Origin of the sequence: Zobellia uliginosa (assembly GCF_018860745.1) — a bacterium.
Classification (GTDB): Bacteria; Bacteroidota; Bacteroidia; order Flavobacteriales; family Flavobacteriaceae; genus Zobellia; species Zobellia uliginosa_B.
In genome coordinates this window covers 454,551-478,227 of the sequence record NZ_JAHKPY010000002.1, presented here as the reverse complement: position 1 = coordinate 478,227, position 23,677 = coordinate 454,551, and the positions used below count along the sequence as shown (strand labels likewise).

Annotated in this window: 18 protein-coding genes; 17 read left to right on the top strand and 1 reads right to left on the bottom strand. The window is 36.4% G+C overall.

Annotated features, from left to right (window positions below):
* Nucleotides 1–12 precede the first annotated feature (12 nt).
* The 17 genes from KO521_RS02490 to KO521_RS02410 all read left to right on the top strand — a co-directional run bounded on the left by KO521_RS02490 (nt 13) and on the right by KO521_RS02410 (nt 22,548).
* Nucleotides 13–1,239 carry a M48 family metallopeptidase gene (locus tag KO521_RS02490; RefSeq protein ID WP_215938324.1) on the top strand — a complete coding sequence of 409 codons (1,227 nt, stop codon included), beginning with the start codon at nt 13–15 and terminating at the stop codon, nt 1,237–1,239.
* 103 nt (nt 1,240–1,342) lie between these two features.
* Nucleotides 1,343–3,547, top strand: coding sequence for a RelA/SpoT family protein (locus tag KO521_RS02485; protein WP_215938323.1), 2,205 nt, complete (start codon nt 1,343–1,345; stop codon nt 3,545–3,547).
* A 55-nt stretch (nt 3,548–3,602) separates the two neighbouring features.
* Entirely contained in the window at nt 3,603–4,058 is a 456-nt protein-coding gene (locus KO521_RS02480) for a Fur family transcriptional regulator (RefSeq protein ID WP_215938322.1), read from the top strand.
* 12 nt (nt 4,059–4,070) lie between these two features.
* Nucleotides 4,071–5,342 (top strand): adenylosuccinate synthase, encoded by a 1,272-nt coding sequence (locus KO521_RS02475; protein WP_215938321.1) that lies wholly within the window; start codon nt 4,071–4,073, stop codon nt 5,340–5,342.
* Nucleotides 5,343–5,543: 201 nt separating this feature from the next.
* Complete coding sequence (locus tag KO521_RS02470) at nt 5,544–7,247, top strand: OstA-like protein (RefSeq protein WP_436801483.1); 1,704 nt, start codon at nt 5,544–5,546, stop codon at nt 7,245–7,247.
* A complete protein-coding gene (locus KO521_RS02465; RefSeq protein WP_215938320.1) occupies nt 7,244–8,425 on the top strand; it encodes an aspartate aminotransferase family protein in 1,182 nt (393 codons plus the stop codon). The genes KO521_RS02470 and KO521_RS02465 overlap by 4 nt, the downstream gene beginning before the upstream one ends.
* Nucleotides 8,426–8,521: 96 nt before the next feature.
* The gene (locus tag KO521_RS02460) at nt 8,522–9,922 is read left to right on the top strand and encodes a tetratricopeptide repeat protein (protein ID WP_215938319.1); all 1,401 of its coding nucleotides are present in this window, start codon (nt 8,522–8,524) and stop codon (nt 9,920–9,922) included.
* Between the two features lie 115 nt (nt 9,923–10,037).
* Nucleotides 10,038–10,952, top strand: a complete 915-nt coding sequence (locus KO521_RS02455) for a DUF368 domain-containing protein (RefSeq protein WP_215938318.1) — start codon at nt 10,038–10,040, stop codon at nt 10,950–10,952.
* 10 nt (nt 10,953–10,962) lie between these two features.
* The gene (locus KO521_RS02450; protein WP_215938317.1) at nt 10,963–11,991 is read left to right on the top strand and encodes a DUF368 domain-containing protein; all 1,029 of its coding nucleotides are present in this window, start codon (nt 10,963–10,965) and stop codon (nt 11,989–11,991) included.
* A gap of 29 nt (nt 11,992–12,020) precedes the next feature.
* On the top strand, nt 12,021–12,761 hold the full coding sequence (locus KO521_RS02445; protein WP_215938316.1) for a shikimate dehydrogenase family protein: 741 nt from the start codon (nt 12,021–12,023) through the stop codon (nt 12,759–12,761).
* Nucleotides 12,762–12,953: 192 nt separating this feature from the next.
* Entirely contained in the window at nt 12,954–15,110 is a 2,157-nt protein-coding gene (locus tag KO521_RS02440; protein ID WP_215938315.1) for a DUF349 domain-containing protein, read from the top strand.
* Between the two features lie 357 nt (nt 15,111–15,467).
* Nucleotides 15,468–16,571, top strand: coding sequence for a serine hydrolase domain-containing protein (locus tag KO521_RS02435; protein WP_215938314.1), 1,104 nt, complete (start codon nt 15,468–15,470; stop codon nt 16,569–16,571).
* Nucleotides 16,572–16,610: 39 nt separating this feature from the next.
* Nucleotides 16,611–18,251 (top strand): amidohydrolase, encoded by a 1,641-nt coding sequence (locus KO521_RS02430; protein ID WP_215938313.1) that lies wholly within the window; start codon nt 16,611–16,613, stop codon nt 18,249–18,251.
* Between the two features lie 93 nt (nt 18,252–18,344).
* Complete coding sequence (locus KO521_RS02425) at nt 18,345–18,959, top strand: fumarylacetoacetate hydrolase family protein (RefSeq protein ID WP_215938312.1); 615 nt, start codon at nt 18,345–18,347, stop codon at nt 18,957–18,959.
* A gap of 370 nt (nt 18,960–19,329) precedes the next feature.
* Nucleotides 19,330–20,079 carry a YoaK family protein gene (locus KO521_RS02420; protein WP_215938311.1) on the top strand — a complete coding sequence of 250 codons (750 nt, stop codon included), beginning with the start codon at nt 19,330–19,332 and terminating at the stop codon, nt 20,077–20,079.
* 460 nt (nt 20,080–20,539) lie between these two features.
* Complete coding sequence (locus KO521_RS02415; protein WP_215938310.1) at nt 20,540–21,607, top strand: hypothetical protein; 1,068 nt, start codon at nt 20,540–20,542, stop codon at nt 21,605–21,607.
* 80 nt (nt 21,608–21,687) lie between these two features.
* Complete coding sequence (locus KO521_RS02410; RefSeq protein ID WP_215938309.1) at nt 21,688–22,548, top strand: RluA family pseudouridine synthase; 861 nt, start codon at nt 21,688–21,690, stop codon at nt 22,546–22,548.
* A gap of 17 nt (nt 22,549–22,565) precedes the next feature.
* Here the strand turns inward: KO521_RS02410 and thiH are convergent, their stop codons facing one another.
* Nucleotides 22,566–23,672, bottom strand: coding sequence for a 2-iminoacetate synthase ThiH (thiH, locus tag KO521_RS02405; RefSeq protein ID WP_215938308.1), 1,107 nt, complete (start codon nt 23,670–23,672; stop codon nt 22,566–22,568).
* Between the last annotated feature and the right edge of the window lie 5 nt (nt 23,673–23,677).

Genomic DNA, 23,677 nt, shown 5'->3' with positions numbered 1-23,677 from the left:
AACAGTTATCTAATGAGCCAGCTTTTTTATATCATTATTGCAATTCTTTTGCTGCAATTTATATTGGAAACTGTTCTTGATTATCTGAACGCCCAACGTTATAATGCCCCTATACCAGAAGAACTTAACGATGTTTTTGACGAAGCGGAGTACAAGAAATCCCAAGCTTACAAGAAAACCAACTATCGTTTTGGATTGCTAACATCTTCCTTTTCGCTAATTCTTACTTTAGGTTTTCTAATTTTTGGTGGTTTTGAATGGGTAGACCAAATGGTACGCAGTGTTACTACAGCCCCCATTCCCATGGCCTTGCTGTTTTTTGGTATCATAATGATAGGAAGTGATATTGCAATCCTTCCATTCTCATACTACTCAACTTTTGTTGTGGAAGAAAAATATGGTTTTAACAAGACTACAAAAAGTACTTTCTTTTTAGACAAAATAAAAGGATGGCTTATGATGGTGGTAATTGGCGGGATTATATTGTCTTTGATAATTTGGTTCTTTCAATTTGCAGGTTCCTTTTTCTGGATTTATGCCTGGGGACTTGTAGCGGTTTTTACAATTTTCATGAATCTTTTTTACAGCAAATTAATCGTGCCACTTTTTAATAAACAAACTCCGCTTGAAAACGGAAGTCTTAAAACCAAAATTAAAGCCTTTGCCAAAAACGTTGGTTTTGAGCTGGACAATATTTTCGTAATAGATGGCTCTAAACGATCAACTAAGGCGAATGCCTATTTCTCAGGTTTTGGTAAAGAAAAACGTGTAACGCTTTACGATACCCTTATCAATGATTTAGATGAAGAAGAAATTGTTGCTGTTTTGGCCCATGAAGTAGGGCATTACAAAAAGAAACATATCATCTTTAACCTCATAGCTTCCTTAGTGTTAACTGGTATTACTTTATTTGTCCTGTCACTTTTCATAAATAATCCTGCAGTATCTACGGCAATTGGGGTATCCCAACCCAGTTTTCATGCAGCACTAATTGGTTTTGGTATTCTGTACAGCCCTATCTCTGAAATCACGGGGCTGATTATGAATCATTTTTCAAGAAAGTTCGAATACCAAGCAGATGACTATGCAAAAGATACTTACGCCGCATTACCACTAATAACTTCGTTGAAAAAATTATCAAAGAACAGCTTAAGTAATCTTACGCCACATCCGGCGTTTGTTTTCATGCACTACTCTCACCCCACTCTTCTAGACAGGATTCAAAATTTAAAAAGATAGCGACAACCTACTTATTTTGAATTAGGGACACTTCTGTCATAGCCTAAAAAGAGGAATAATTTTTGTTGTACGACTGCTAAGATTGTTCTATTTTTATTTGAATATGACGCAGGAAGCTATAGAAAAGGAAAACAAAGAGATTGCAAGGCAATACAAAGAATTGCTGCGTATTAGCTATCAACATCTTTCTGATGATGACAAAGTGCTTATACGTTCTGCATTTGAGATTGCGGTTGATGCACACAAAACCCAACGTAGAAAATCAGGTGAAGCCTATATTTTTCATCCTATTGCCGTTGCAACGATAGTAGCTTCGGAAATTGGTTTGGATGCTACATCCATAGCCTCTGCCTTGCTTCACGATGTTGTAGAGGACTCTGAATATACGCTAGATGACATAGAACGTATGTTTGGTGAGACTATAGCCCGCATTGTAGACGGACTTACCAAAATTGCTCATCTTAAAAAGGACACCAGCACCTCTCAACAAGCAGAAAACTTCCGAAAAATGCTACTCACCCTACATGATGATGTTAGGGTTATAATCATTAAAATTGCAGACCGTTATCATAACATGCTTACCATGGATGCCATGCCCGAGCACAAGCAGGTACAAATGGCGTCAGAAACTCTGTATATCTATGCTCCATTAGCTCACCGCATCGGTCTTTACAATATAAAGACCGAGCTAGAAGACCTTAGTTTAAAGTATACAGAACCCCATGTCTACAATGGTATTAAGAGTAAAATTGAAGATTCAAAAGAAGACCAACAGGCGTACATAGATGCTTTTTCTGGCGTAATCGATAGATCACTCAAAGAAGAGGGTTTAAATTATTACATAAAAGGACGGATGAAATCTATTTTCTCTATCCGAAAAAAGATGAAGGCACAGCATGTTTCTTTTGATGAGATATATGACAAATTTGCCATTCGCATAATTTATAAGTCAGATCGGCAGAATGAAAAATTCTTGGCTTGGAAAATCTATTCTATTGTAACCGATCACTTTACTCCTAATCCTGTAAGGCTTCGTGACTGGATATCGTCGCCTAAATCCACGGGCTACGAAGCATTGCACATTACGGTAATGGGGCCAAAAGGCAGATGGGTTGAAGTACAGATACGTAGTGAGCGTATGCATGAAATTGCTGAAAAAGGATATGCTGCGCACTTTAAGTATAAACATGGCGACCAAAAAGAACAAGGTATTGAGGTATGGCTCAATCGATTACAAGAAGCGCTTGAAAATGCCAATACCAATGCAGTAGATTTTGTTGAAGAGTTTAAACTGAACCTTTACGCCAAAGAAATTTTTGTATTTACACCCAAGGGGGAACTTAAATCCTTACCCAAAGGTGCCACGCCTTTAGACTTTGCCTTCAACATACACACAGAAGTAGGTATGCGAACCAGAGGCTCAAAGGTAAACGGTAAACTAGTACCTTTAAATACAACTTTAAATAGCGGAGACCAAGTAGAAATCATAACTTCCGCTCAGGCCAAACCTAATCAAAACTGGTTGGATTATGCCACTACGGCTAGAGCAAGAGCCAAAATAAAATCCTCTTTAAGAGAAGAGAAAAAGTCGGTTGCCGAAGAAGGCAAAGAAATTTTGAGAAGAAAATTAAAATCTCAGAAGGTTGCACTTAATGAAGATTCCATTAATAAGATGGTCACTTACTTTAAATTAAAAACCAGCTTAGACCTTTTTTATAGAGTGGGTATTGGTTCTATTGACAACCAGATGCTAAAAGACTTTTCATCGTCTTACTCCAACGCTTTCATTAGTTTCTTCAAGAATAAAATACGAAGAAATCCCAATCCTTTAGAGATTCAAAAAGAGGAGATTACGGCTAAATACGATGTACTTGTTTTTGGTAAGGAAGAAGAAAAGTTGGAATATAAACTTGCCCCTTGCTGTAACCCTATTCCCGGAGATCCTGTTTTTGGTTTTGTTAGTGTAAACGAAGGAATTAAAGTCCATAAGAAAAATTGCCCCAATGCCATACAGCTTCAGTCCAATTACGCGTATCGTATCATTAGTGCCAAGTGGATTGATTCCAGCCAAGAAGAGTTCTTGTCTGAAATTCGTTTAACGGGTATAGATAATCTTGGTCTGGTAAGTGAGATTACAGAAGTTATTTCAGATGATATGCATGTAAACATAAGGAACCTTAACTTTAGTACGGATGGGGGAACTTTTAAAGGCGCGATTACCGTGGTTGTCAAGAACAATGGTATTCTGAAAAAATTGATGGCGAATCTCAAGAAAATAAACGGAATAGATAAAGTCACAAGAATTTAGAATTCTAATTAAAATATAACCGTACCTTTGCGGATTGACGAATATAACCCTAGTGATGGCAGCCAACAAAAATCAAGAAATCGTAAAAAACGTTTTCACTACTTTTTTAGAAGAGAACGGGCATAGAAAAACACCCGAACGCTATGCCATACTTCAAGAAATTTATGACAGCGAAGAGCATTTTGACATTGAGTCGCTGTACATAAATATGAAGAATAAGAATTACAGGGTTAGTCGCGCTACACTCTACAACACCATTGAACTTTTATTAGAGTGTAAACTGGTTCGCAAGCATCAATTTGGTAAAAATCAGGCTCAATACGAGAAATCATATTTTGACCGTCAACATGACCATGTTATTTTAACCGATACAGGTGAGGTTATGGAGTTCTGCGACCCTCGTATTCAATCTATAAAGAAAACCATTGAGGAAGTTTTTGATATTAAAATCAATACACACTCCCTTTATTTTTATGGTACTCGAAATAAAAAAGAAAACACGAACAGCTAACCAAAATTTTAAATGGCAGTAGATTTATTGTTAGGATTACAGTGGGGAGACGAAGGAAAAGGAAAAATCGTTGATGTACTTACAACAGGTTATGACATCATTGCAAGATTTCAAGGGGGTCCAAATGCAGGACACACCTTGGAATTTGACGGTATTAAACATGTATTGCACACCATACCTTCGGGCATTTTCCACAAAAACGCTTTAAACATTGTTGGTAACGGAGTGGTAATAGATCCGGTAATCTTCAAAAAAGAGTTAGACGCATTAAAAAAATTCAATTTAGACGTAAAGTCTAAATTGCTCATATCAAGAAAGGCACATCTTATCCTGCCTACGCACCGTTTGTTAGATGCCGCATCCGAGGCCAGCAAAGGCAAGGCTAAGATCGGTTCTACCCTTAAAGGTATTGGACCAACCTATATGGACAAAACAGGGCGCAACGGAATGCGTATAGGTGACCTTGAAATGTCTGATTGGAAAGAAAAATACCGCAACTTGGCCAATAAGCACGAAGCCATGATTGCTTATTATAATGTAGATATTCAGTATGATTTAGCGGAGTTGGAAAAAGATTTCTTTGAATCTATTGAAGAATTAAAACAATTAAGCTTTATTGACAGCGAGGAATATCTTTACCAAGCTCAAAAAAGCGGAAAGAAAATATTGGCAGAAGGTGCACAAGGTTCTTTATTGGATATTGATTTTGGAACCTACCCTTTTGTTACCTCTAGTAATACTACTGCTGCAGGAGCCTGTACAGGTCTTGGGGTTGCCCCAAACCAAATAGGTGACGTAAAAGGTATTTTTAAAGCTTACACAACTAGAGTAGGTAGCGGTCCTTTCCCAACAGAACTTTTTGATGAAGATGGTGAAACTATGGCTCGTGTTGGTAATGAGTTTGGTGCTACTACCGGCCGTCCCAGAAGATGTGGTTGGTTAGACCTTGTTGCTTTAAAATATGCCGTTATCATTAACGGGGTAACCGAATTGATGATGATGAAAGCCGATGTATTAAGTGGATTTGACACCTTAAAAATCTGTACAGCTTACAATTACAAAGGTGATAAAATAGAACACCTTCCTTTTAATATTGAAGCAGAAAACGTAACGCCTATATATTCAGAAATGAAAGGTTGGAAAGAAGACCTTACAAAAATGAGCAGCGCAGACCAGTTACCTGATACGCTACAGGCATACATTGATTTCTTGGAAAAAGAACTTGAAGTGCCAATTAAAATAGTTTCTGTAGGGCCTGACCGTACACAAACCATACACAGGTAATAGTAAAGCTACTAAAGAACTTCGGAATACAAATTCCGATATGTAGTTTAGGATAGTGCGGAATACATCAGATTTCAGGGCAATCTATAATCCTCCTAAATCTATCCTAAACTATATTGCTTCCTTGAAAAAAACCTATTTTTGGCCAAAATTCAGATAGCATTGAATCTACTCCGCATTTTTTTGTTTTTCCTTGGCGCTATTACCATTGGTCACGCACAAGAAGAAAAGACTTCCTCTAAGGATACTACCCAAAGCAAACAAATCAACATTGTTTACGGTGCCAACTTTACTAAGAACGAAGTTAAGTTTCCAGGAGCTTCCATTTTTAGTAAAGACGATAAACAAGTTCAATTTGAACACCAAGGAGCAGACCTCTGGTGTGACATCGCCATATATTATCAAAAGGAGAATAGGTTACGCGCTTTGGGAAATGTTCGTTTACAACAAGGGGACTCCATAGAGATGACAAGTGGTAAAATCAATTATGATGGCGAAACAAAACTGGCCAAAGCTTTTGAGAGCGTACTCTTAGAAACAGATCAGCAGAGTGGAAAGATGACATTGCGAACAGATACGTTATATTTTGATAGGGAAAAACAGGAATCCTATTACAACAGTTCAGGTACTATAATAGATTCAACAAATACACTGACCAGTGAAATTGGGCGTTATTTTATGGAGCTAGACAAATATCAATTCCTAGACAGCGTTCATATAGACAACCCGCAATACATACTTGATTCTGAACAACTTGATTATTACACCACGTCTAAAAACGCTTATATGTACGGACCTTCAACTATTACTGGAGATGCATACAAAATTTACTGCGAACGCGGTTTTTACGATACTAAGATTGAAAGTGGATACGGCATAAAAAACACCCGTATTGACTACAACAACCGTATTATAGAGGGTGATAGCGTATATTTTGATAAAGCCTCTGAGTTTGCATCCGCAACTAATAATATCATAGTTACAGATACGGTCAACAATGGTATTATACGTGCACATTATGCGGAAGTCTTTAAAGCCAAAGATTCCGTTTTCGCTACTAAGAGAGCAGTATCCATCAGTCTTGTTGAACAGGATTCATTATATATGCATGGTGATACTTTGATGATTACCGGAAAACCTGAAAACCGAGTGCTACGAGCTTTTAGAAACGCTAAATTCTACAAAACTGACTTAAGCGGAAAGTGCGATTCCATTCATTCATCTGAAAAGTCAGGAATCACTCAATTAATACGTAACCCCGTATTGTGGAACGGCGATAATCAAATGACGGGAGATAGCATTCACCTTATCTCCAACCTTATAACAGAAAAGCTAGATTCGCTAAAAGTATTGGAAAATGCCTTCATTATTTCTCTGGATAGTATTAGCATGACCGGTTACAACCAAGCCAAGGGAAAAGACCTGTTTGGAAAATTTATTGAAAATGAGTTAAAATACATAGACTTGGTCAAAAATACCGAGGTTATATATTACATGTACAATGATGATGATGAACTCATAGGAATTGATAAAACCATCTGCAGTAAAATTAATATTGTAATGGCCAATAATGATGTTGAAGACCTCTCGTTCTTTATAGAGCCAGATGGCGACATTTTCCCCGAAACGGAACTTCCCATAGAAAGTAGGAAATTGAAAGGATTTATTTGGCGTGGTGATGAACGTATTGTGACCAAGGAAGATATTTTTGATGATGATGACAATAACATTGTCCTTCCCATAATTAGAGGTATAGAAAACCCTATTGATATTGATGCTGAGGAAGCTGAACGAACGGGAAACTCCAGTGACCCTGTAAACAAGATTCCACCCGCAAATGATAAAGCCTCTAGTCCTATACTTAGACCTAAGCTTAAAAAAGTGACTTCCAGTTCCGTTCAATGAAACAAGATTTTATAAAATACCAAGCGCAAACTTCGCCATACCCATTGGCCTTAGAAGTTTCGCATGCCAAGGGCAGTTATATATATGATTCAAATGGAAATACCCATTTAGATTTTGTTGCCGGTGTTTCCGCTTGTAGCCTTGGTCATTGTCACCCTAAAGTTGTAGCCGCAGTTCAAAAGCAAGCAGAAACCTATATGCATGTAATGGTATATGGTGAATACATTCAAGAACCTGCCGTAGCCTATACAAAATTACTCGCCTCCCTTCTACCCCCATCCTTAGAAACTACTTACCTGGTAAACAGTGGTACAGAAGCTGTTGAAGGCGCACTTAAATTAGCACGAAGAGCCACAGGCAGAAGTCAGCTTTTAGCCGCACGCAATGCCTATCATGGCAATACTATGGGTAGTTTGAGCCTTATGGGGTATGAAGAAAGAAAAGGCGCCTTTAGACCACTTTTACCAGATGTAGGTTTTATAGGTTTTAATAATGAGGACGATTTAAGGAACATTACAGAAAAGACCGCCGGAGTTATTTTAGAGACCATCCAAGGGGGCGCTGGCTTTATAGAGCCCAGCAATGATTACCTAAAAAAGGTACGCCAGCGCTGTAATGAAACTGGTACATTGTTAATTTTAGACGAGATTCAGCCTGGTTTTGGGCGTACCGGCAAATTATTCGCTTTTGAGCATTATGATTGTATTCCGGATATTTTAGTCATTGGGAAAGGAATGGCTTCCGGACTGCCCGTTGGAGCATTTACCGCTTCAAACAAACTTATGGCCACTTTGCAGGATAATCCTAAATTGGGCCACATTACTACTTTTGGGGGGAATCCTGTCATTGCCGCTGCTTGTATGGCTACTTTAAAAGAAATTAGCGAGACACAACTTATTCCAGAAACCCTTTTGAAAGAAGCTCTTGTTAGAAAACTGCTTCAACACCGACTAATCAAGGAAATTAGGGGAAAAGGGCTTATGTTAGCTTTAATTCTAGAAAATGCCGAGATTGCCAATTACCTGGTGCTGACATGTGCCAAGAAAAGTTTGGTATTGTTTTGGCTGCTTTTTGAACCAAAAGCAGTTCGTATTTCTCCTCCATTAACCATTTCCACAGATGAAATTGAAAGCGGTTGTGGCATAATACTTGAAGTTTTAGAAGGTTACGAGCAATAAGATGTTAACTAATTTGTTAATAATATAGGTGGATCTCGTTCAAAAGAGCCCTTCAAAACGCTACTTTTAATAACATAGTTTAACCAAAACGTTCCTATGGCGTTAGAATCCAACGAAAGGCCGAACAGGCCAATTGCCAAGTTTGAATCAATGCTTAAAACTGACGATGTCTACTTCTTTGACGCGGAAGATTTTGAGGATATTATACATCACTATTTGAACAATGGTAAAATAGCACTTGCAAAAAAAGCCATCAAAATTGGTCTTCAGCAACATCCTGATTCAACAGAATTAAAGTTGTTGAATATAGAAGTTTTAGTTTTTGAAAACCAACTGGATGTTGCTGAGCAATATTTAGATGAGCTTCAAATACTAGACGCTACCAATGAAGAAATCTATATTCAGCGCGCCAACATATATTCAAAAAAAGACAACCACGAAGCAGCAGTAGCTTTATTGAACAAAGCACTAAGTTTGGCAGAGAATAGCTTTGATATTCATTCCTTATTGGGAATGGAATATCTCTTTATGGATGATTTTAAGTTAGCCAAGGAGAGCTTTATGCGTTGTGTTTCCTTTGATGAACAAGACTATTCCTCACTCTATAATGTCATTTATTGCTTTGAGTTCTTAGAAGACCATGATGGTGCTATTGTTTACTTAAACGACTATTTAGAGCGAAATCCTTATTGCGAGGTAGCTTGGCATCAACTAGGAAAGCAGTACATGTTCAAGAAGATGCATACCGAAGCACTAGCGGCTTACGATTTTGCTATAATTTCCGATGACACTTTTATAGGCGCCTATTTCGAGAAAGGAAAAGTCCTTGAAAAAATGGGTAAATACAATGAAGCAATAGAGAACTATGAGACTACCATTAAAATGGAAGACCCTACTTCTCATGCCTATTTGCGAATTGGAAAATGTCATGAAAAACTTCAGAATGATGATATGGCCAAGTATTATTACTATCATACCGTTCATGAAGACCCTTTACTGGATAAGGGTTGGTTGGCGATTACTGATTTTTATTTCCGTAGAGAAAATTATACAAAAGCACTTTACTACGTAAACAAAGCCTTGAACATAGATGGCGAAAATCCTCTATACTGGAAAAAATGTGCTTATATAAATGCAGCTTTGAAAAAGTATGATCAAGCTGATTTTGCTTTTAAACAAGCCGTAGACCTTGGTAATTACGAGTTAAAAACATGGCTAAATTGGGCAGATGTTGTTTTGAATAATGAAGATGCCGCAAGCGCATTACAAATTTTAGCACAAGGTCAAGAATTCTATCCAGAAAGTGCCGAACTTAAATATAAGGCCGCAGGATTTCATTTAAGCAATAAAGATGTAATCAATGGACGTATTAGTTTAATGGATGCTTTAAAGCTAGACCTTCAAAAACTATCTCTTTTCTTTGAGGAGTTTCCACAATACACCAAATCAGAATGGGTATTGAAAGCTGTAGAAAAGGCAGAAAAATCTGCAAAATAAACAACTAAATATCAAGTCCTTGTATTTTTAATCTATAAAAAATATAAGCGCTTGATTCATTTTTTCCTACGTTCAAATTTTAAAAGCTATTTTTGCTTTTCAACGAACAAACCACATGGAAAATAGAAATTTTTTAGACTATACTTTTATTACTTTAAAAGGTATGGCCATGGGCGCCGCAGATGTTGTACCAGGTGTCTCTGGCGGTACTATCGCTTTTATATCCGGAATTTACGAAGAGCTTATCTCCTCTATTAATAATGTAGACCTTTCTCTCTTTAAAGAACTAAAGGAAAATGGACTTAAAGCTGCATGGACAAAATTGAATGGAAATTTCTTACTAGCCTTGTTTTTAGGAATAGGCATTAGTGTACTCTCCTTGGCTAAATTAGTGAGCTGGTTGTTGGAAAACAAACCTATACTTATCTGGTCTTTCTTTTTTGGTCTTGTTATAGCCAGTATCCTACTTGTGGGCAAAGAAGTACAAAAGTGGGAGGCCAAGTCTATAATAGCCCTTGTTCTTGGAGCTGCTATTGCCTATTACATTACAACACTACCGCCATCTGAAAGTGCGGATAGCCTACCCTATTTGTTCTTGTCCGGAGCATTGGCCATTTGTGCCATGATCTTACCAGGTATCTCGGGAGCTTTTATTTTAGTCCTTCTGGGGTCGTATAAAACCATAATTGATGCCGTTCATAATCTTGATTTGAAGATTATTGGCGTTGTAGGTGTTGGTGCAATTTTTGGTCTATTAAGCTTTGCTAAGCTTTTAAAATGGATGTTCAACCATCAGAAAAACTTAACCCTTGCCCTACTTACTGGCTTTATTGTAGGCTCCCTGAATAAAATTTGGCCATGGAAAAGAGTTTTGGACACGAAGCAGATAGGCGAAAAAATCATTACCATAGATGAAAATGTAAGTCCATTTAACTTTGATGGCGATAATCAACTTATGGTTGCGATTATAGCGGCATTAGCCGGCTTCTTGGTTATTTTTATACTTGAAAGAACAGCTTCAAAAAAATAAGTTCATTTTCATGTACAACACCAGAACATTTAGTGACAAATTCTTTTTGGTCATAAAAGGTCTGTGCATGGGTGCTGCTAATAAAGTACCCGGTGTATCTGGCGGTATCGTTGCGTTCGTTGCCGGGTTTTACGAAGAATTTATCTACTCCCTGCAAAAAGTAAACGGCAAAGCTTTTAAACTTCTCCTAGGAGGACGATTCAGCAGCTTTTATAGATATATTAATGGAACCTTTCTTTCCCTCCTTATCTTTGGCATGCTTGTTAGCTATTTTAGTATTTCAAAACTGTTGGACTATTTTTTAGAGCAGAAAGAACTTTATGTTTGGGCGGCTTTTTTTGGTATGATCTTAGGCTCTATCTACTACATATCCAAAGATTTTGAACATTGGAACAAAAAGACCATAATTGCTGGTTTAATTGGATTTGTTGTAGGCATATCCATAAGCTTTTTAAATCCTGCGAAGGAAAACGATAATTTGTTTTTTATTTTTATCTGTGGTATTATTAGTGTTTCCGGTATGACCTTACCCGGCCTTTCAGGTTCGTTCATCCTTATTCTGCTGGGTAATTACGTATTATTATTGGTAGACTCCGTAAACGCATTATACGATACATTTGCCGAAGTTCTAATAGGTGATTATAGCTTTACCGACAACCCAGAACGTTTAAGAACATTAACTATATTAGCAGTATTTACAGCAGGTTCCGCAACAGGCCTGGTTAGTTTGTCTCATTTATTGACATACGTTCTTAAAAACTTCAAGCACATTACCACAGCAGTTATCATTGGTTTTATTACAGGTTCCTTGGGCGTGGTTTGGCCTTGGAAACGTACTATTTTTAAAACTAATTCCTCAGGTGAGCTGCTTCTGGATAGCAACGGAAAAGAAATCATTAGTAATTACGAACGATTTTTTCCTGATTTAACAAGTTCTGAAACATGGTGGGCCCTATTTTTTGTGGTAGTGGGCATTGCTATTCTACTATTATTGGATTGGTATGGCAAGATTAGAAAAGAGACGGAACTAACAATGTAATACGCTTTCGATTTTTAATAAAAAAACACATGAAAAGAACAAGGTTCGGATTAGTAGGAAAAGATATTTCATATTCATTCTCCAGAGGATATTTTACAAAAAAATTTGCAGATTTGGGTTTAGAAAGCTATTCCTACGAGAATTTTGACTTTCAAGCTATTGAGGAAATTTCGGATGTTCTAAAAAATAACACAGACATTAAGGGAATGAACGTCACCATACCTTACAAACAAGAGGTGATACCTTATTTGAGTGAAATTGATACAGAAGCTGAAAAGATTGGTGCCGTAAACACCATACAGTTTACCAAAAATGGACTAAAAGGCTACAATACAGATGCATACGGCTTTAAAAATGCAATGGCCCCTTTTCTAAAACCTCATCATAAAAAAGCATTGATATTAGGTACTGGAGGTGCTTCAAAGGCTGTAGCTTACGTATTGGAAGAACTAGGCATTTCTTATATTTTCGTTTCAAGAAATGTAGGGGATAACAAAATTAGCTATGAACAGGTTACAGAAGGTATTTTAAAAGATCATACCATTTTAGTAAACTGCACTCCATTAGGTACACACCCTAATATAAAGGAACGACCTGCCCTACCCTATGAATTTATAAGTGACCGACATTTTCTATTCGATTTGATCTACAACCCTGAAAAATCTGCATTTCTGACTGCTGGAGAGACCAAAGGAGCTCAGATTTCCAACGGTTTGCGAATGTTAGAACTTCAGGCGGACCGTTCATGGGAGATATGGCAAGAAAGTTAATATAGTAACCCTCTATAATTTCCAACAGTAACTACCTAAACCAAAGCAACTTCCACCTTTACTGGTATTTAAAGGGTTCTTCTGTATTCCCTTGGTTTTAATCAAAAGCTAAAATACCCCTATCCTCTTTGTCATTAGAGCGGTTGTTAGTATCTTACCCTAGCAATTTGCAAAATCAATATCTTATATACGATGGAAGATAAGGAACGGGAACTACAACATAACGTAGGGGAAGAGAACAAACAAGAAATCACTGAAAACACTGAGGTCACTACTCCTACGGAAACTTCGGAAACAGTGGAAATTCCTAAAAATGAACCATCCGGAATATTAGAGGAAAGCGGCTCCGAAAATGAGAACGTAGTAAAAGAAACGCCTGATGCACAAAAATTGGGCACACCTCAAGAAGATATTTCGTCTGAAGCAGTTACAATGGAAGAACCTACTGCTGTTGCGCCTAAGAAAGGTGATAAAACAGTTAATGAAGCAGAAGATGTTCTTGACGAGATAGACGAGAACAACGCCGAAGATGCCGAAGACACAGATAACCAAGAACGGCATACGATTCCACTTTTGGACTACCACTCTATGTCTATGGAAAATTTGGTTGGCGAATTGCAGAAACTTGTACGTACAGAAAAAGTACAGGCCATTAAGAAACACGTGGATGGAATTAAATCAGAATTTGATCTAAAATTCCAAGAGTTTATAGAAAGTAAAAAGGAAGACTTTATTGCCAGTGGCGGAAACGAGATAGACTTTAGGTATAATTCTGTTACCAAAAGACAATTTAACGAGGTATACGGAGATTATCGTGAAAAGCGTAATCAATACTATAAATCCCTCGAAAAAAATCTTAAAGAAAATTTAAGTAGGCGACTAGAAATCATTGAAGAACTTAAAAGCTTGGTAAATGTTGATGAGGACATGAATACCACCTACAAGGCATTTAAGGAACTACAGGAAAACTGGCGCAATGCAGGCCCTATACCAAGAACAGAGTATAATAATGTTTGGCGCACATACCAACACCACATTGAAATTTTCTATGATTTTCTTCACCTAAACCGTGAGTTGCGGGATTTGGACTTTAAGCACAATTTAGAAGAGAAAGAAAAATTGGTTGTACAGGCAGAAACATTAGCAAAAGAACCCGATTTAACCATAGCTTTTAGAGATTTACAAACGTTGCACAAAATCTGGAAAGAAGATATTGGTCCGGTTGGTCAGGAACATCGGGAGGAAATCTGGGAACGGTTTAGCAATGCTACAAAGGTATTACACCAGAGAAGACAAGATCATTACAAGGAATTGGATGCTCAATATGAAAAGAATCTGGTTAAAAAAAACGAGATAATCTCAGTAATTGAGGCTATGTCCGAAAATGTTGCCACCAGCCATAAAGCCCTTCAGCAACAAATTAAAAAATTAGAAGAACAAAGAAATGCTTTTTTTAGTGCTGGAAAAGTACCCAGAAACCAAAATGAAAAAACGTGGGACGCCTTTAAAACGGCGGTACGTAAATTTAATAGAAGTAAAAATGCTTACTATAAAAATTTAAAAAAGGAACAGCAGGAAAATCTTGATAAAAAGAGAGCTTTATTAGATCGTGCCGTTTCCTTAAAGGACAGTGAAGAATGGGACATTGCAACTCCGGAAATGAAACGCATCCAAAACGAATGGAAGCAAATTGGTCATGTGCCTAGAAAATACTCAGATAAGATATGGAAGGAGTTCAAAACTGCATGCAACCACTATTTTGACCGTCTACATGCCTTAAAAAATGAAGGCCTTAAAGAAGAACAAGAAAATTTTGAAAAGAAGAGCGCTTGCCTTGAAAAATTATCAGCTTTTAAATTATCCAGTAAGCGAGATGATGACTTAAAAACGATAAAAGCATTTATTGCGGAGTGGAAATCATACGGCAGGGTTCCATTTAAGAAGAAGAATATAGACCAGAAATTCAATAAAATTCTTGATGGAATATTCAAGAAATTAGATATTGATAGGCAAGAGTCAGAATTACTAAAATACGGCAATAAAATCCAGGAGCTGGCAAATGCCGATAATGAGCGTGCTATTCAAAACGAACGTAGTTTTATACGCAAGAAAATAGAAGAAAGCAAAGGAGAGATTCGCCAGTTAGAAACAAACCTTCAATTCTTTTCTAATGCTTCAGAGGACAACCCTTTAGTACGTGATGTTATTAAACGTGTTGAAAGCCATAAAGAAACTCTTGAAACCTGGAAGGCAAAATTAAAGAAACTTAATATCCTTAAAAATGACATTATAAGAGCGCACGATGCAGAAGAAGCTGCAAGTGAAGCAGAAGCCGATGAGGAGGAATAATCAATAATATTTCTACGTATGTTATTATAGCGTAGAATTTACCTCGGAACCAAAACAAGTATTCTATAAAATGCCCCCCCCTTGCTGTTTAGACAAGTTTGAAGGTAATCTATTGATACATAAGTTGATTGGGATGTACTGGTTTAGCTCAACTTATAAATCATTTAACCACTGGCACATTTTACTATTACGCTTTACTTATAAGACTAAGAGGACTTCCGGGTTAAATTTTAAGAATAAGGATATAGTACAAGAATAAGACCTGCTACTCAAAAAAGACATGGATAATATCTAAGATAGAAATTGAACATCCAATTTATCCGCTGTACCTTCATATTTTAATATGTATACCTGATAATGAAAAACATAGCGATTTTTATCCTTTTGGTACTTTTTGCAAGTCCACTTTGCTATGCTCAAGAAAGCTATCTCTACTCCCAACCAGAGGTCTTAGGTGATGGATGGAAAACTATCAATCTTAAATCGCAAGAGGTTGACACCACATTGATTTACAAATTATTCAATCAAATAAAAACTAGAAAAAACAAGATTCATAGCGTTCTATTAATCAAGAACAATGAACTTATTATAGAGGAGTACTTTAAAGGATATTCTGTAAATGAACCTCATGACCTTCGGTCTTCAACAAAAAGCATTAGGTCTATTTTAATGGGTATTGCTATTGATAAAGGTTTTATTGAAAGCATTGACGACCCCATATCAAAATACCTTAAAGCTCCTATCCCACAAAAGAACCTCGACCTAAAGAAGAAGAGAATTACCATAAAAAATCTTTTAACCATGTCTAGTGGACTTGATTGCAATGACTGGGATAAAAAATCAGAAGGGCAAGAAGATAAAATATACAGGCAAAAAGACTGGCTGCAATATGCAATCGATTTACCTATGGTTTATGAGCCAGGTACGGTATCAAACTACTGTTCAATCGGTACGGTCATGGTAGCGGAAATAATTAGTCAAGCATCAGGAATGACAATTGATGAATTTGCTGACAAATACCTATTTGTTCCTTTAAAAATCACTAATAAAAGATGGGGTCATACATCAAAAAAAGAGGTTATTCCCTCAGCCAAAAGATTATATATGACACCTCGCGACATGGCTAAAATTGGCCAGTTGATACTAAATAACGGAGCATGGAACGGGAAGCAAATCATATCAGAGAAATGGGTCACAGAATCGACTACAACCAAAACACAGCTTTCAGGAAACGATTATGCCTATTTATGGTGGAATATACCTTTCAAATTAGGTGAAAGGCTTACAACTTCTAAAACTGCAAGCGGAAATGGAGGACAGTATATTATAATTCTTCCAGAAATGGATTTAGTTGCTGTATTCACAGGAGGCGCATACAACTCAAAAGATGCTAATTTAGCTTTTGCAATAATGAACGATATTTTTATACCCACATTCGTAAACGGACATGAAAAAGAGTAACTACCTAAAAAATCTCCAAGGATATTAAACTTCAACATAATGAATAAATTTTTATTATTTCTCATCACCATTGTATTAACTTCCTGTACAACAGAGAAGCCTTCTGCGGACCTTTTAGTTACGAATGCTAACATTTGGACCGGAGATATTGACAACCCCAAGGCTGAAGCTATTGCTGTTAAAGGTGATTCTATTTTAGCTATTGGTTCATTAAAAGAAGTTATGAAATTTAAAAGTGAATCCACTAAAATTGTTGATGCCCTAGGAAATTTCATTACCCCGGGATTTATTGATACTCATGTACATTTATTAATGGGTGGCAACAGCCTTTTAAGCGTGCAATTGAGAGATGCCAAAACAAAAAAAGAATTTATTGACAGAATAGCTTCGTTCACAAAAAAAATAAAACCAGACCAATGGATTGTAGAAGGAAATTGGGACCATACCCTATGGGGTGGCGAACTGCCCACTAAAAAGTGGATTGATAAGTTCACCCATGAAAATCCTGTTGCTATCTATAGAATGGACGGTCATATGATTTTGGCTAATTCCGCAGCATTAAAAATTGCCGGTATTGATAGAAACACACCAAATGTAGGAAATGGAGAAATAGTTAAAGACCCCAATGGAGAACCAACAGGTATTTTAAAAAGCGAAGCCATGTATCTGGTTTTAAATAAAATACCTTCCCTATCTAAAGAAGAAAAAGAAAATGCCATTAACCAAGCCCAGGAGTATTTACTTTCACAAGGAGTTACCACCATTCATGATGTAGATAGTCTAGGAGGTTTTGAGGTAATGGATGATATGTATACCAATAATCAATTAAAAATTAGAGTTTACACCGCTGACCCTCTTAAAAAATGGAAATCCGTGGCCAAAAATACCAGTAAGTCAAAATGGTTGAAAAATGGGTTGCTCAAGGGTTTTGTTGATGGTTCTTTAGGCTCGCATACCGCTGCATTCATTGAACCTTATTCAGATGCAAAAGATAGTAAAGGCCTTTTAATTGTTAATCAGGATAGCTTAAACAATTGGATTATGGAGGCCGATGAAAAAGGTTTTCAGATTACTGTTCATGCCATTGGTGATAGGGCAAATAACTCCTTGTTAAATAGCTATGAAAAAATTATCCATAAGAACGGCGAAAAAGACAGACGATTAAGAATTGAACATGCCCAGCATTTGAGTCCAACAGATATAAACAGGTTTTCTAAACTAAATGTAATTGCCAGCATGCAACCTTACCATTCCATTGATGATGGTAGATGGGCCGAGGTACTAATCGGTCTGGAACGTATTAAGACTACTTATGCTTTTAAATCACTGTTAGATGCCAATGCAACTGTAGTTTTTAGCAGTGACTGGCCCGTAGCTCCTGCCTCTCCTATTCTTGGTATCTACGCTGCAACTACACGACAAACCTTAGATGGAAAATACCCTGAAGGATGGGTTCCGAAGGAAAAGATTACAGCATCGCAGGCACTAAAAGCCTACACAAAAGATGCTGCATACAGCTCTTTTGACGAAAATATTAAAGGAACTCTGGCAAAAGGTAAACTAGCAGATTTTGTTGTTCTAAGTGAAGATTTGACTACTCTTGATCCAAAAAAAATTAAAGATGTAATGGTGTTACAAACTTTTGTTGGAGGTAAAAAGGTCTATGAAAAAATTCCTTAAGAATAAATAATTAAATTAAAACAGTACCTAAACCCCGTAAAACTCTATTTTTAGCGCTTTAATAATCAATCAAACACTGGAAAATTAAATAATATGAAAGTTATAGGCATCGGAAAGAATTATGTAAACAAAAAATCTGAAATAAGCGGACTAAAGAATGATACGCAATTAATATTCACAAAACCAGATTCATCTTTAGTTACAGATAATAAAGACATTGTTTTTCCGTCAATAACAAACCAGCTCTTTTACGAAGTAGAATTGGTTGTTAAAATCGGAAAACAAGGAAAAGATATTGCCTTAGAAGACGCAAACTCATATATCTCCGAAATGGCCATTGGTATTGACTACACGGCAAAAGATGTTCTTACCGCAAGCAGAGAGAAAAAACAACCATGGGCACTTGCCAAAGGATTTGATGGAGCCTCCCCGATTTCTAGTTTTAAACCTATTTCCGATTTTCCGGACTTAAACAATATCAATTTTGATTTGGTAATAAACGGAGAGCAAAAACAGGTAGGAAATACCAATTTCATTATTTATAATTTTGGCGAGATAATTAGCTTTGTATCCACTTTTATGACCCTAAATCCTGGAGATATGATATTTACCGGCACACCCGCATCAGGAGCAGGACAAACCTTCAAAGGCGACCATCTACAAGCTTCAATTGAAGGAGAATTATTGTTGGATTTTAAGATGATCTAAAAAAAAGTCTCTCTTATCAAATATGCTAAAATAACTGATTCTATATTTCGTAAATCAACATGTTTGCTGGAGCTTATCGACTATTGTATTTTCGAAAAATAATGTCTAATTAATTCGTATAACCGGTTGCTCTTACCGATTTTTCTAATTTCATTACATTTAAATTATGATTATCAACAGATAGATACGTACCGCCTTTGCTACTAAGAAAAGAAATCTTTCTGCTTATTATTGTACGTTAAGATATACTATCCCTGCCTATTGACAGTCCTGACTTTACGATTTGGTTGGCAAATAACAGATCAAAATAAGTGTTTGACTTAAAAAAAGTTAGAACTTTGTATTATGCAATTAGATAAATGAAGAGTGAATGTTCAGACATCAAGGCAAAAGCAGGACATTAACGCACAATCTGCAAATTGCTACAGTATTGTCTTTAGTAGCGGGCATCGTTAATGTAACAGGATTTTTATCAATTACACAATTGACTACCAATGTCACAGGCCATTTTGCGCTGTTCATTTATGACGTTGCAAATTTTAAGTTCTGGAAAGGAACTATTTATTTTCTCTATCTCTTTTCTTTTCTTTTCGGTTCGTTTCTTTCAAGCTTTCTGATAGAAAAATTTAAAGCTAATAAAAAACTGAACGTATTTGTTATTCCCACGATAATAGAATGCGTCATTTTAGTCTCAATAGCCTTAACAAGTAATTTAATTGCTATTGAATATCCTGATATAATTGCTTGTTCATTACTTTTTGCCATGGGACTTCAAAACTCATATGTTACGAAAATATCTAATGCAGTTGTCAGAACTACCCACTTAACTGGACTATTTACCGATCTGGGTATAGAATTATCCCAACTATTTTTTCCAAGATTGCACCCGAACCGAGCAAAATTAAAGTCCACCATTAAACTTCGTATTTATATTATTCTATTCTTTTTTAGTGGAGGATTAATAGGCGGATTTCTTTATTCCAGAGCAAATCTTAAACTCAATACTTTACTAGTAGCAGCTGTTATTCTGCTAAGTAGCTTATTTTACGATGATGTCCGTTACCATTTTATAAAGGTTAAAAGAAAATACGATCAAAAGAAAATCACGGCTAGAAGATAAATTGCTGATTTAATAAAACTGATTCGTAACTTCATTAATCTTATTTGTCCAAGTGTTCGCCATAGCTATTTGATACGAATTTTTAGCTGCTATTTTTCTCAAAGCGCATAGATATAAAACTCCCGCTAGCTAGAACTGCTTAACTTTCTAAAACTATATTAAAGCTATTGTTTTATACCTCATAATAATAATAAGTATTTTACTACATCAGATTTTGTAATCATCAAATATAAGGAGCAAATTTAAAGTGTAAAACATATACTAATTAAAATCTAAAACTCTTACAAAACATAATTCGGTCGATACATTTGGACTTTAATCGATTATTTTAATTTGAACGTTTCAATTTTAATTAATGACACTATCTTCGCCCTAACTACAAAAGATTGGGCACATAAAATAAATACCTTGATATTTGAAGCGAAAAATTAAGCTTTAAACGATTAAAAAGTCATTTTGCATGAATACCAAAACGGTGCACGTTAAAAATTGTTTATTAGGATATGGTTATGCTTCTTTAATTGCCTATCACAAATTACTTAAAACAAACAATCACGAAGATATTCTGATACTTAGGAATGAGAATTCTACACCAATCTTTTCAATAGAACACGAAGGCACCCGTTTTAGCCCACTACCCATTTTTCCTGTTGAAGAATCTGAGCTTTACAATTCAGATTTATTCGATGATGTACCAAAACAAAAGCCTATTTCGGTTAGTTTTTCCGAACTGACTAATTTTAATTATAAAGACCACACTATAGAACAGGGCTCACTAGCATCTTTCATGCTCTCTAATCAAGGTATTGACCAGAGATTATGCCTTGGACTGAAACAATGGGGCGATTCTATGCTTTCGAAACCTTTCAGTCAAGTTCAGGATAAAATTAAAAGACACTACATATCCAAAAGCGGTAATACCAGAATAGGTTATGTAAACGGAAAATCAATTTTTAAATATGCTATTAACAAGTTAAATCCTGAAGTATTGAATTTTGCTAATCTTCAGAAAATAGATATTGAAAAAAAAGAGGTGCATACCAATGACTGTATTATTAAATATGAAAAATTGGTTTCTACTATACCATTTCATTATTTGCTAGACCTTTGCGGATTAAAGCATAACCATAATACCGACTACGCTAGCGCATACTTTTATTTTTTTAAGTATAAAGACGGTTTTGACGAAAATCAAGTAGTCTACGATTGCGATTTCAATTCTGATATTCTTCGTATTTTCTCTATAAAAAATGACTTTTTACTCGCCCAATTAAGAAGTGATAAACAGGGTCAAATACCCATTGAAAAAATAAGGAAAAGAGTTCAAGAATTGGTTCCTAGCATAAAGGAACTAGAATTTGCTCAAGAACTCTTTGTACCCATGAGTTATCCTTTAGAACTTGTAACAGAACCTAGCACTCTTAAAAGTATTGATAAACTCAAAGAAAATGGAGTTCTCCCCTTTGGACGATTTGGTGAGTGGGGTTATTCCGATTTACACGAGCTTGATTGGTCAACCATATATTAGACAAGAGTAGATTTATTTCCTTAAAGAAAGAATGCTTACTAAAATTAAGTAGCTTTACATTTCACTTATCCTGTTAAAAAATGGCTATCAAAAGCCATATCGTTCCGCCACTTTCATCTCCAATCCGACTTCAAGAGTATGGAGTTGGAATTTTTATGTCCGTTCCCACCAAATCGGCATTAAAGAAAGTTATCAAAAAAAAATATGTGGAAGTAGACAATATAATTGCAACGACAGCTACCTATATACGCGGCGGTGAAACCATTACATTAGCTATTCCGAAAGAAATAAGTTCCAGTAAAAAGTTAGTATTTCCATTGCAGGTTCTGTATGAGGACGAACATCTTGCTATACTCCACAAACCTGCCGGGATTCTAGTAAGTGGTAATGGTTTTAAAACCATAGCTCATGCTTTACCTCAAAACTTACAACCAAGTGCTTTAACTGACGTAACCAAACCACAACCTGTACACAGGTTGGACTATGCCACAACAGGTGTATTGTTAACGGGAAAAACAGGAAGTGCCATTCGTAATCTCAATCAACTTTTTGAGAATAAAAAAATTCAGAAAGTCTACTATGCAGTTACTATTGGAGAAATGCCCCCGCACGGAAAAATCAATGCTCCAATTGATGGGAAACCTTCAGAAAGTTTTTTTGAAGTTATTCAATCAGTGACTTCGGAAAAGTATGGTTTTTTAAACTTGGTAAAACTTGACCCAAAAACGGGACGGCGTCATCAGTTACGAAAACATTTGGCTTCTATTGGCAACCCTATTCTAGGAGACCAGATGTATGGTAAAGAAGGTCTTATCTTAACGGGAAAAGGACTCTACTTACACGCCTATTCACTGGATTTTACACACCCTTTTACAGAAGAGCAGGTATACATAATCGATAATTTACCGGAACGATTTACCAAAATATTTGGTACTCTTTAAGTCGATAGTACTCAAAATCAAGCAAAAATTTCCCAATCTTTAAAAACAGGTTCATACCCTTGTTTCTTTATCATTTCTTTAATTTCCGCTGTAGAGCGTTCATCAGAAATCTCAAACTGTTCTAAAGATTCCGGTTCCGCTGTATAACCACCCGGATTGGTTTTAGATTCCGCACTGATAGATGTAATTCCCAGTTTTATAATATTGTTCCGGAAAGTTTCACTTTCCCTTGTAGACATGGAAAGTTCTACATCTTCATCTAAAAGCCGGTATGCACAAATTAGTTGAACTAAATCAGAATCTGTCATTTCTACTTTGGGCTGTACATCACCTTGATGCGGTCTCAATCGCGGAAATGAAATACTGTATTTCGTTTTCCAGTAGGTCTTCTCCATATATTTTAAGTGCAAGGCCGTATAAAAACTATCAACCCGCCAGTCCTCCAAACCGAACAAAGCACCTAAACCTATTTTATGAATTTCGGCTTTTCCTAATCGGTCTGGGGTATCTAATCGGTAATGAAAATTCGACTTTTTACCTTTGGGATGGTGGACTTTGTAAGTAGCTTCATGATACGTTTCTTGATATACCAAAACAGCATACAATCCAGCCTCCATCAACTCTTCATATTCTTCTTGGTCCATGGGCTGCACCTCCATACTGATATTAGAAAAATGCGTTTTTATCAACTCAATGGCATGTTTTATATAAGCGACGCCCACTTTTCTATTAGCTTCACCGGTAACCAATAAAATATGGTCATAACCCAATTCCTTTATATGCGCAACTTCTTTTAAAATCTCCGTATCGCTCAAGGTTTTCCGAGGAATTTTGTTGGTCATACTAAATCCGCAATAGGTACAAATGTTCTGACATTCGTTGGACAGATACATGGGCAGATACATCTGTATGGTATTCCCAAAACGCTTCTTGGTCAGCTCATGGCTGCGTTGCGCCATTTCTTCTAAGAAAGGTTTTGCTGCGGGAGAAATCAATGTTTTAAAATCATCCAAAGAAATAAGGTCCTTTTTTAAAACCGATGCGACATCAGCCTCCGTCACGGCATAAATTTCCCGCTCTAGCGTATTCCAATCGTATGTTTCAAATGTTTCTCTAAAGGACATAAATC

Coding starts and splice junctions, on each gene's coding strand:
- KO521_RS02490 (WP_215938324.1), top strand. CDS start 13: ATGAGCCAGCTTTTTTATATCATTATTGCAATTCTTTTGCTGCAATTT.
- KO521_RS02485 (WP_215938323.1), top strand. CDS start 1,343: ATGACGCAGGAAGCTATAGAAAAGGAAAACAAAGAGATTGCAAGGCAA.
- KO521_RS02480 (WP_215938322.1), top strand. CDS start 3,603: ATGGCAGCCAACAAAAATCAAGAAATCGTAAAAAACGTTTTCACTACT.
- KO521_RS02475 (WP_215938321.1), top strand. CDS start 4,071: ATGGCAGTAGATTTATTGTTAGGATTACAGTGGGGAGACGAAGGAAAA.
- KO521_RS02465 (WP_215938320.1), top strand. CDS start 7,244: ATGAAACAAGATTTTATAAAATACCAAGCGCAAACTTCGCCATACCCA.
- KO521_RS02460 (WP_215938319.1), top strand. CDS start 8,522: ATGGCGTTAGAATCCAACGAAAGGCCGAACAGGCCAATTGCCAAGTTT.
- KO521_RS02455 (WP_215938318.1), top strand. CDS start 10,038: ATGGAAAATAGAAATTTTTTAGACTATACTTTTATTACTTTAAAAGGT.
- KO521_RS02450 (WP_215938317.1), top strand. CDS start 10,963: ATGTACAACACCAGAACATTTAGTGACAAATTCTTTTTGGTCATAAAA.
- KO521_RS02445 (WP_215938316.1), top strand. CDS start 12,021: ATGAAAAGAACAAGGTTCGGATTAGTAGGAAAAGATATTTCATATTCA.
- KO521_RS02440 (WP_215938315.1), top strand. CDS start 12,954: ATGGAAGATAAGGAACGGGAACTACAACATAACGTAGGGGAAGAGAAC.
- KO521_RS02435 (WP_215938314.1), top strand. CDS start 15,468: ATGAAAAACATAGCGATTTTTATCCTTTTGGTACTTTTTGCAAGTCCA.
- KO521_RS02430 (WP_215938313.1), top strand. CDS start 16,611: ATGAATAAATTTTTATTATTTCTCATCACCATTGTATTAACTTCCTGT.
- KO521_RS02425 (WP_215938312.1), top strand. CDS start 18,345: ATGAAAGTTATAGGCATCGGAAAGAATTATGTAAACAAAAAATCTGAA.
- KO521_RS02420 (WP_215938311.1), top strand. CDS start 19,330: ATGTTCAGACATCAAGGCAAAAGCAGGACATTAACGCACAATCTGCAA.
- KO521_RS02415 (WP_215938310.1), top strand. CDS start 20,540: ATGAATACCAAAACGGTGCACGTTAAAAATTGTTTATTAGGATATGGT.
- KO521_RS02410 (WP_215938309.1), top strand. CDS start 21,688: ATGGCTATCAAAAGCCATATCGTTCCGCCACTTTCATCTCCAATCCGA.
- thiH (WP_215938308.1), bottom strand. CDS start 23,672: ATGTCCTTTAGAGAAACATTTGAAACATACGATTGGAATACGCTAGAG.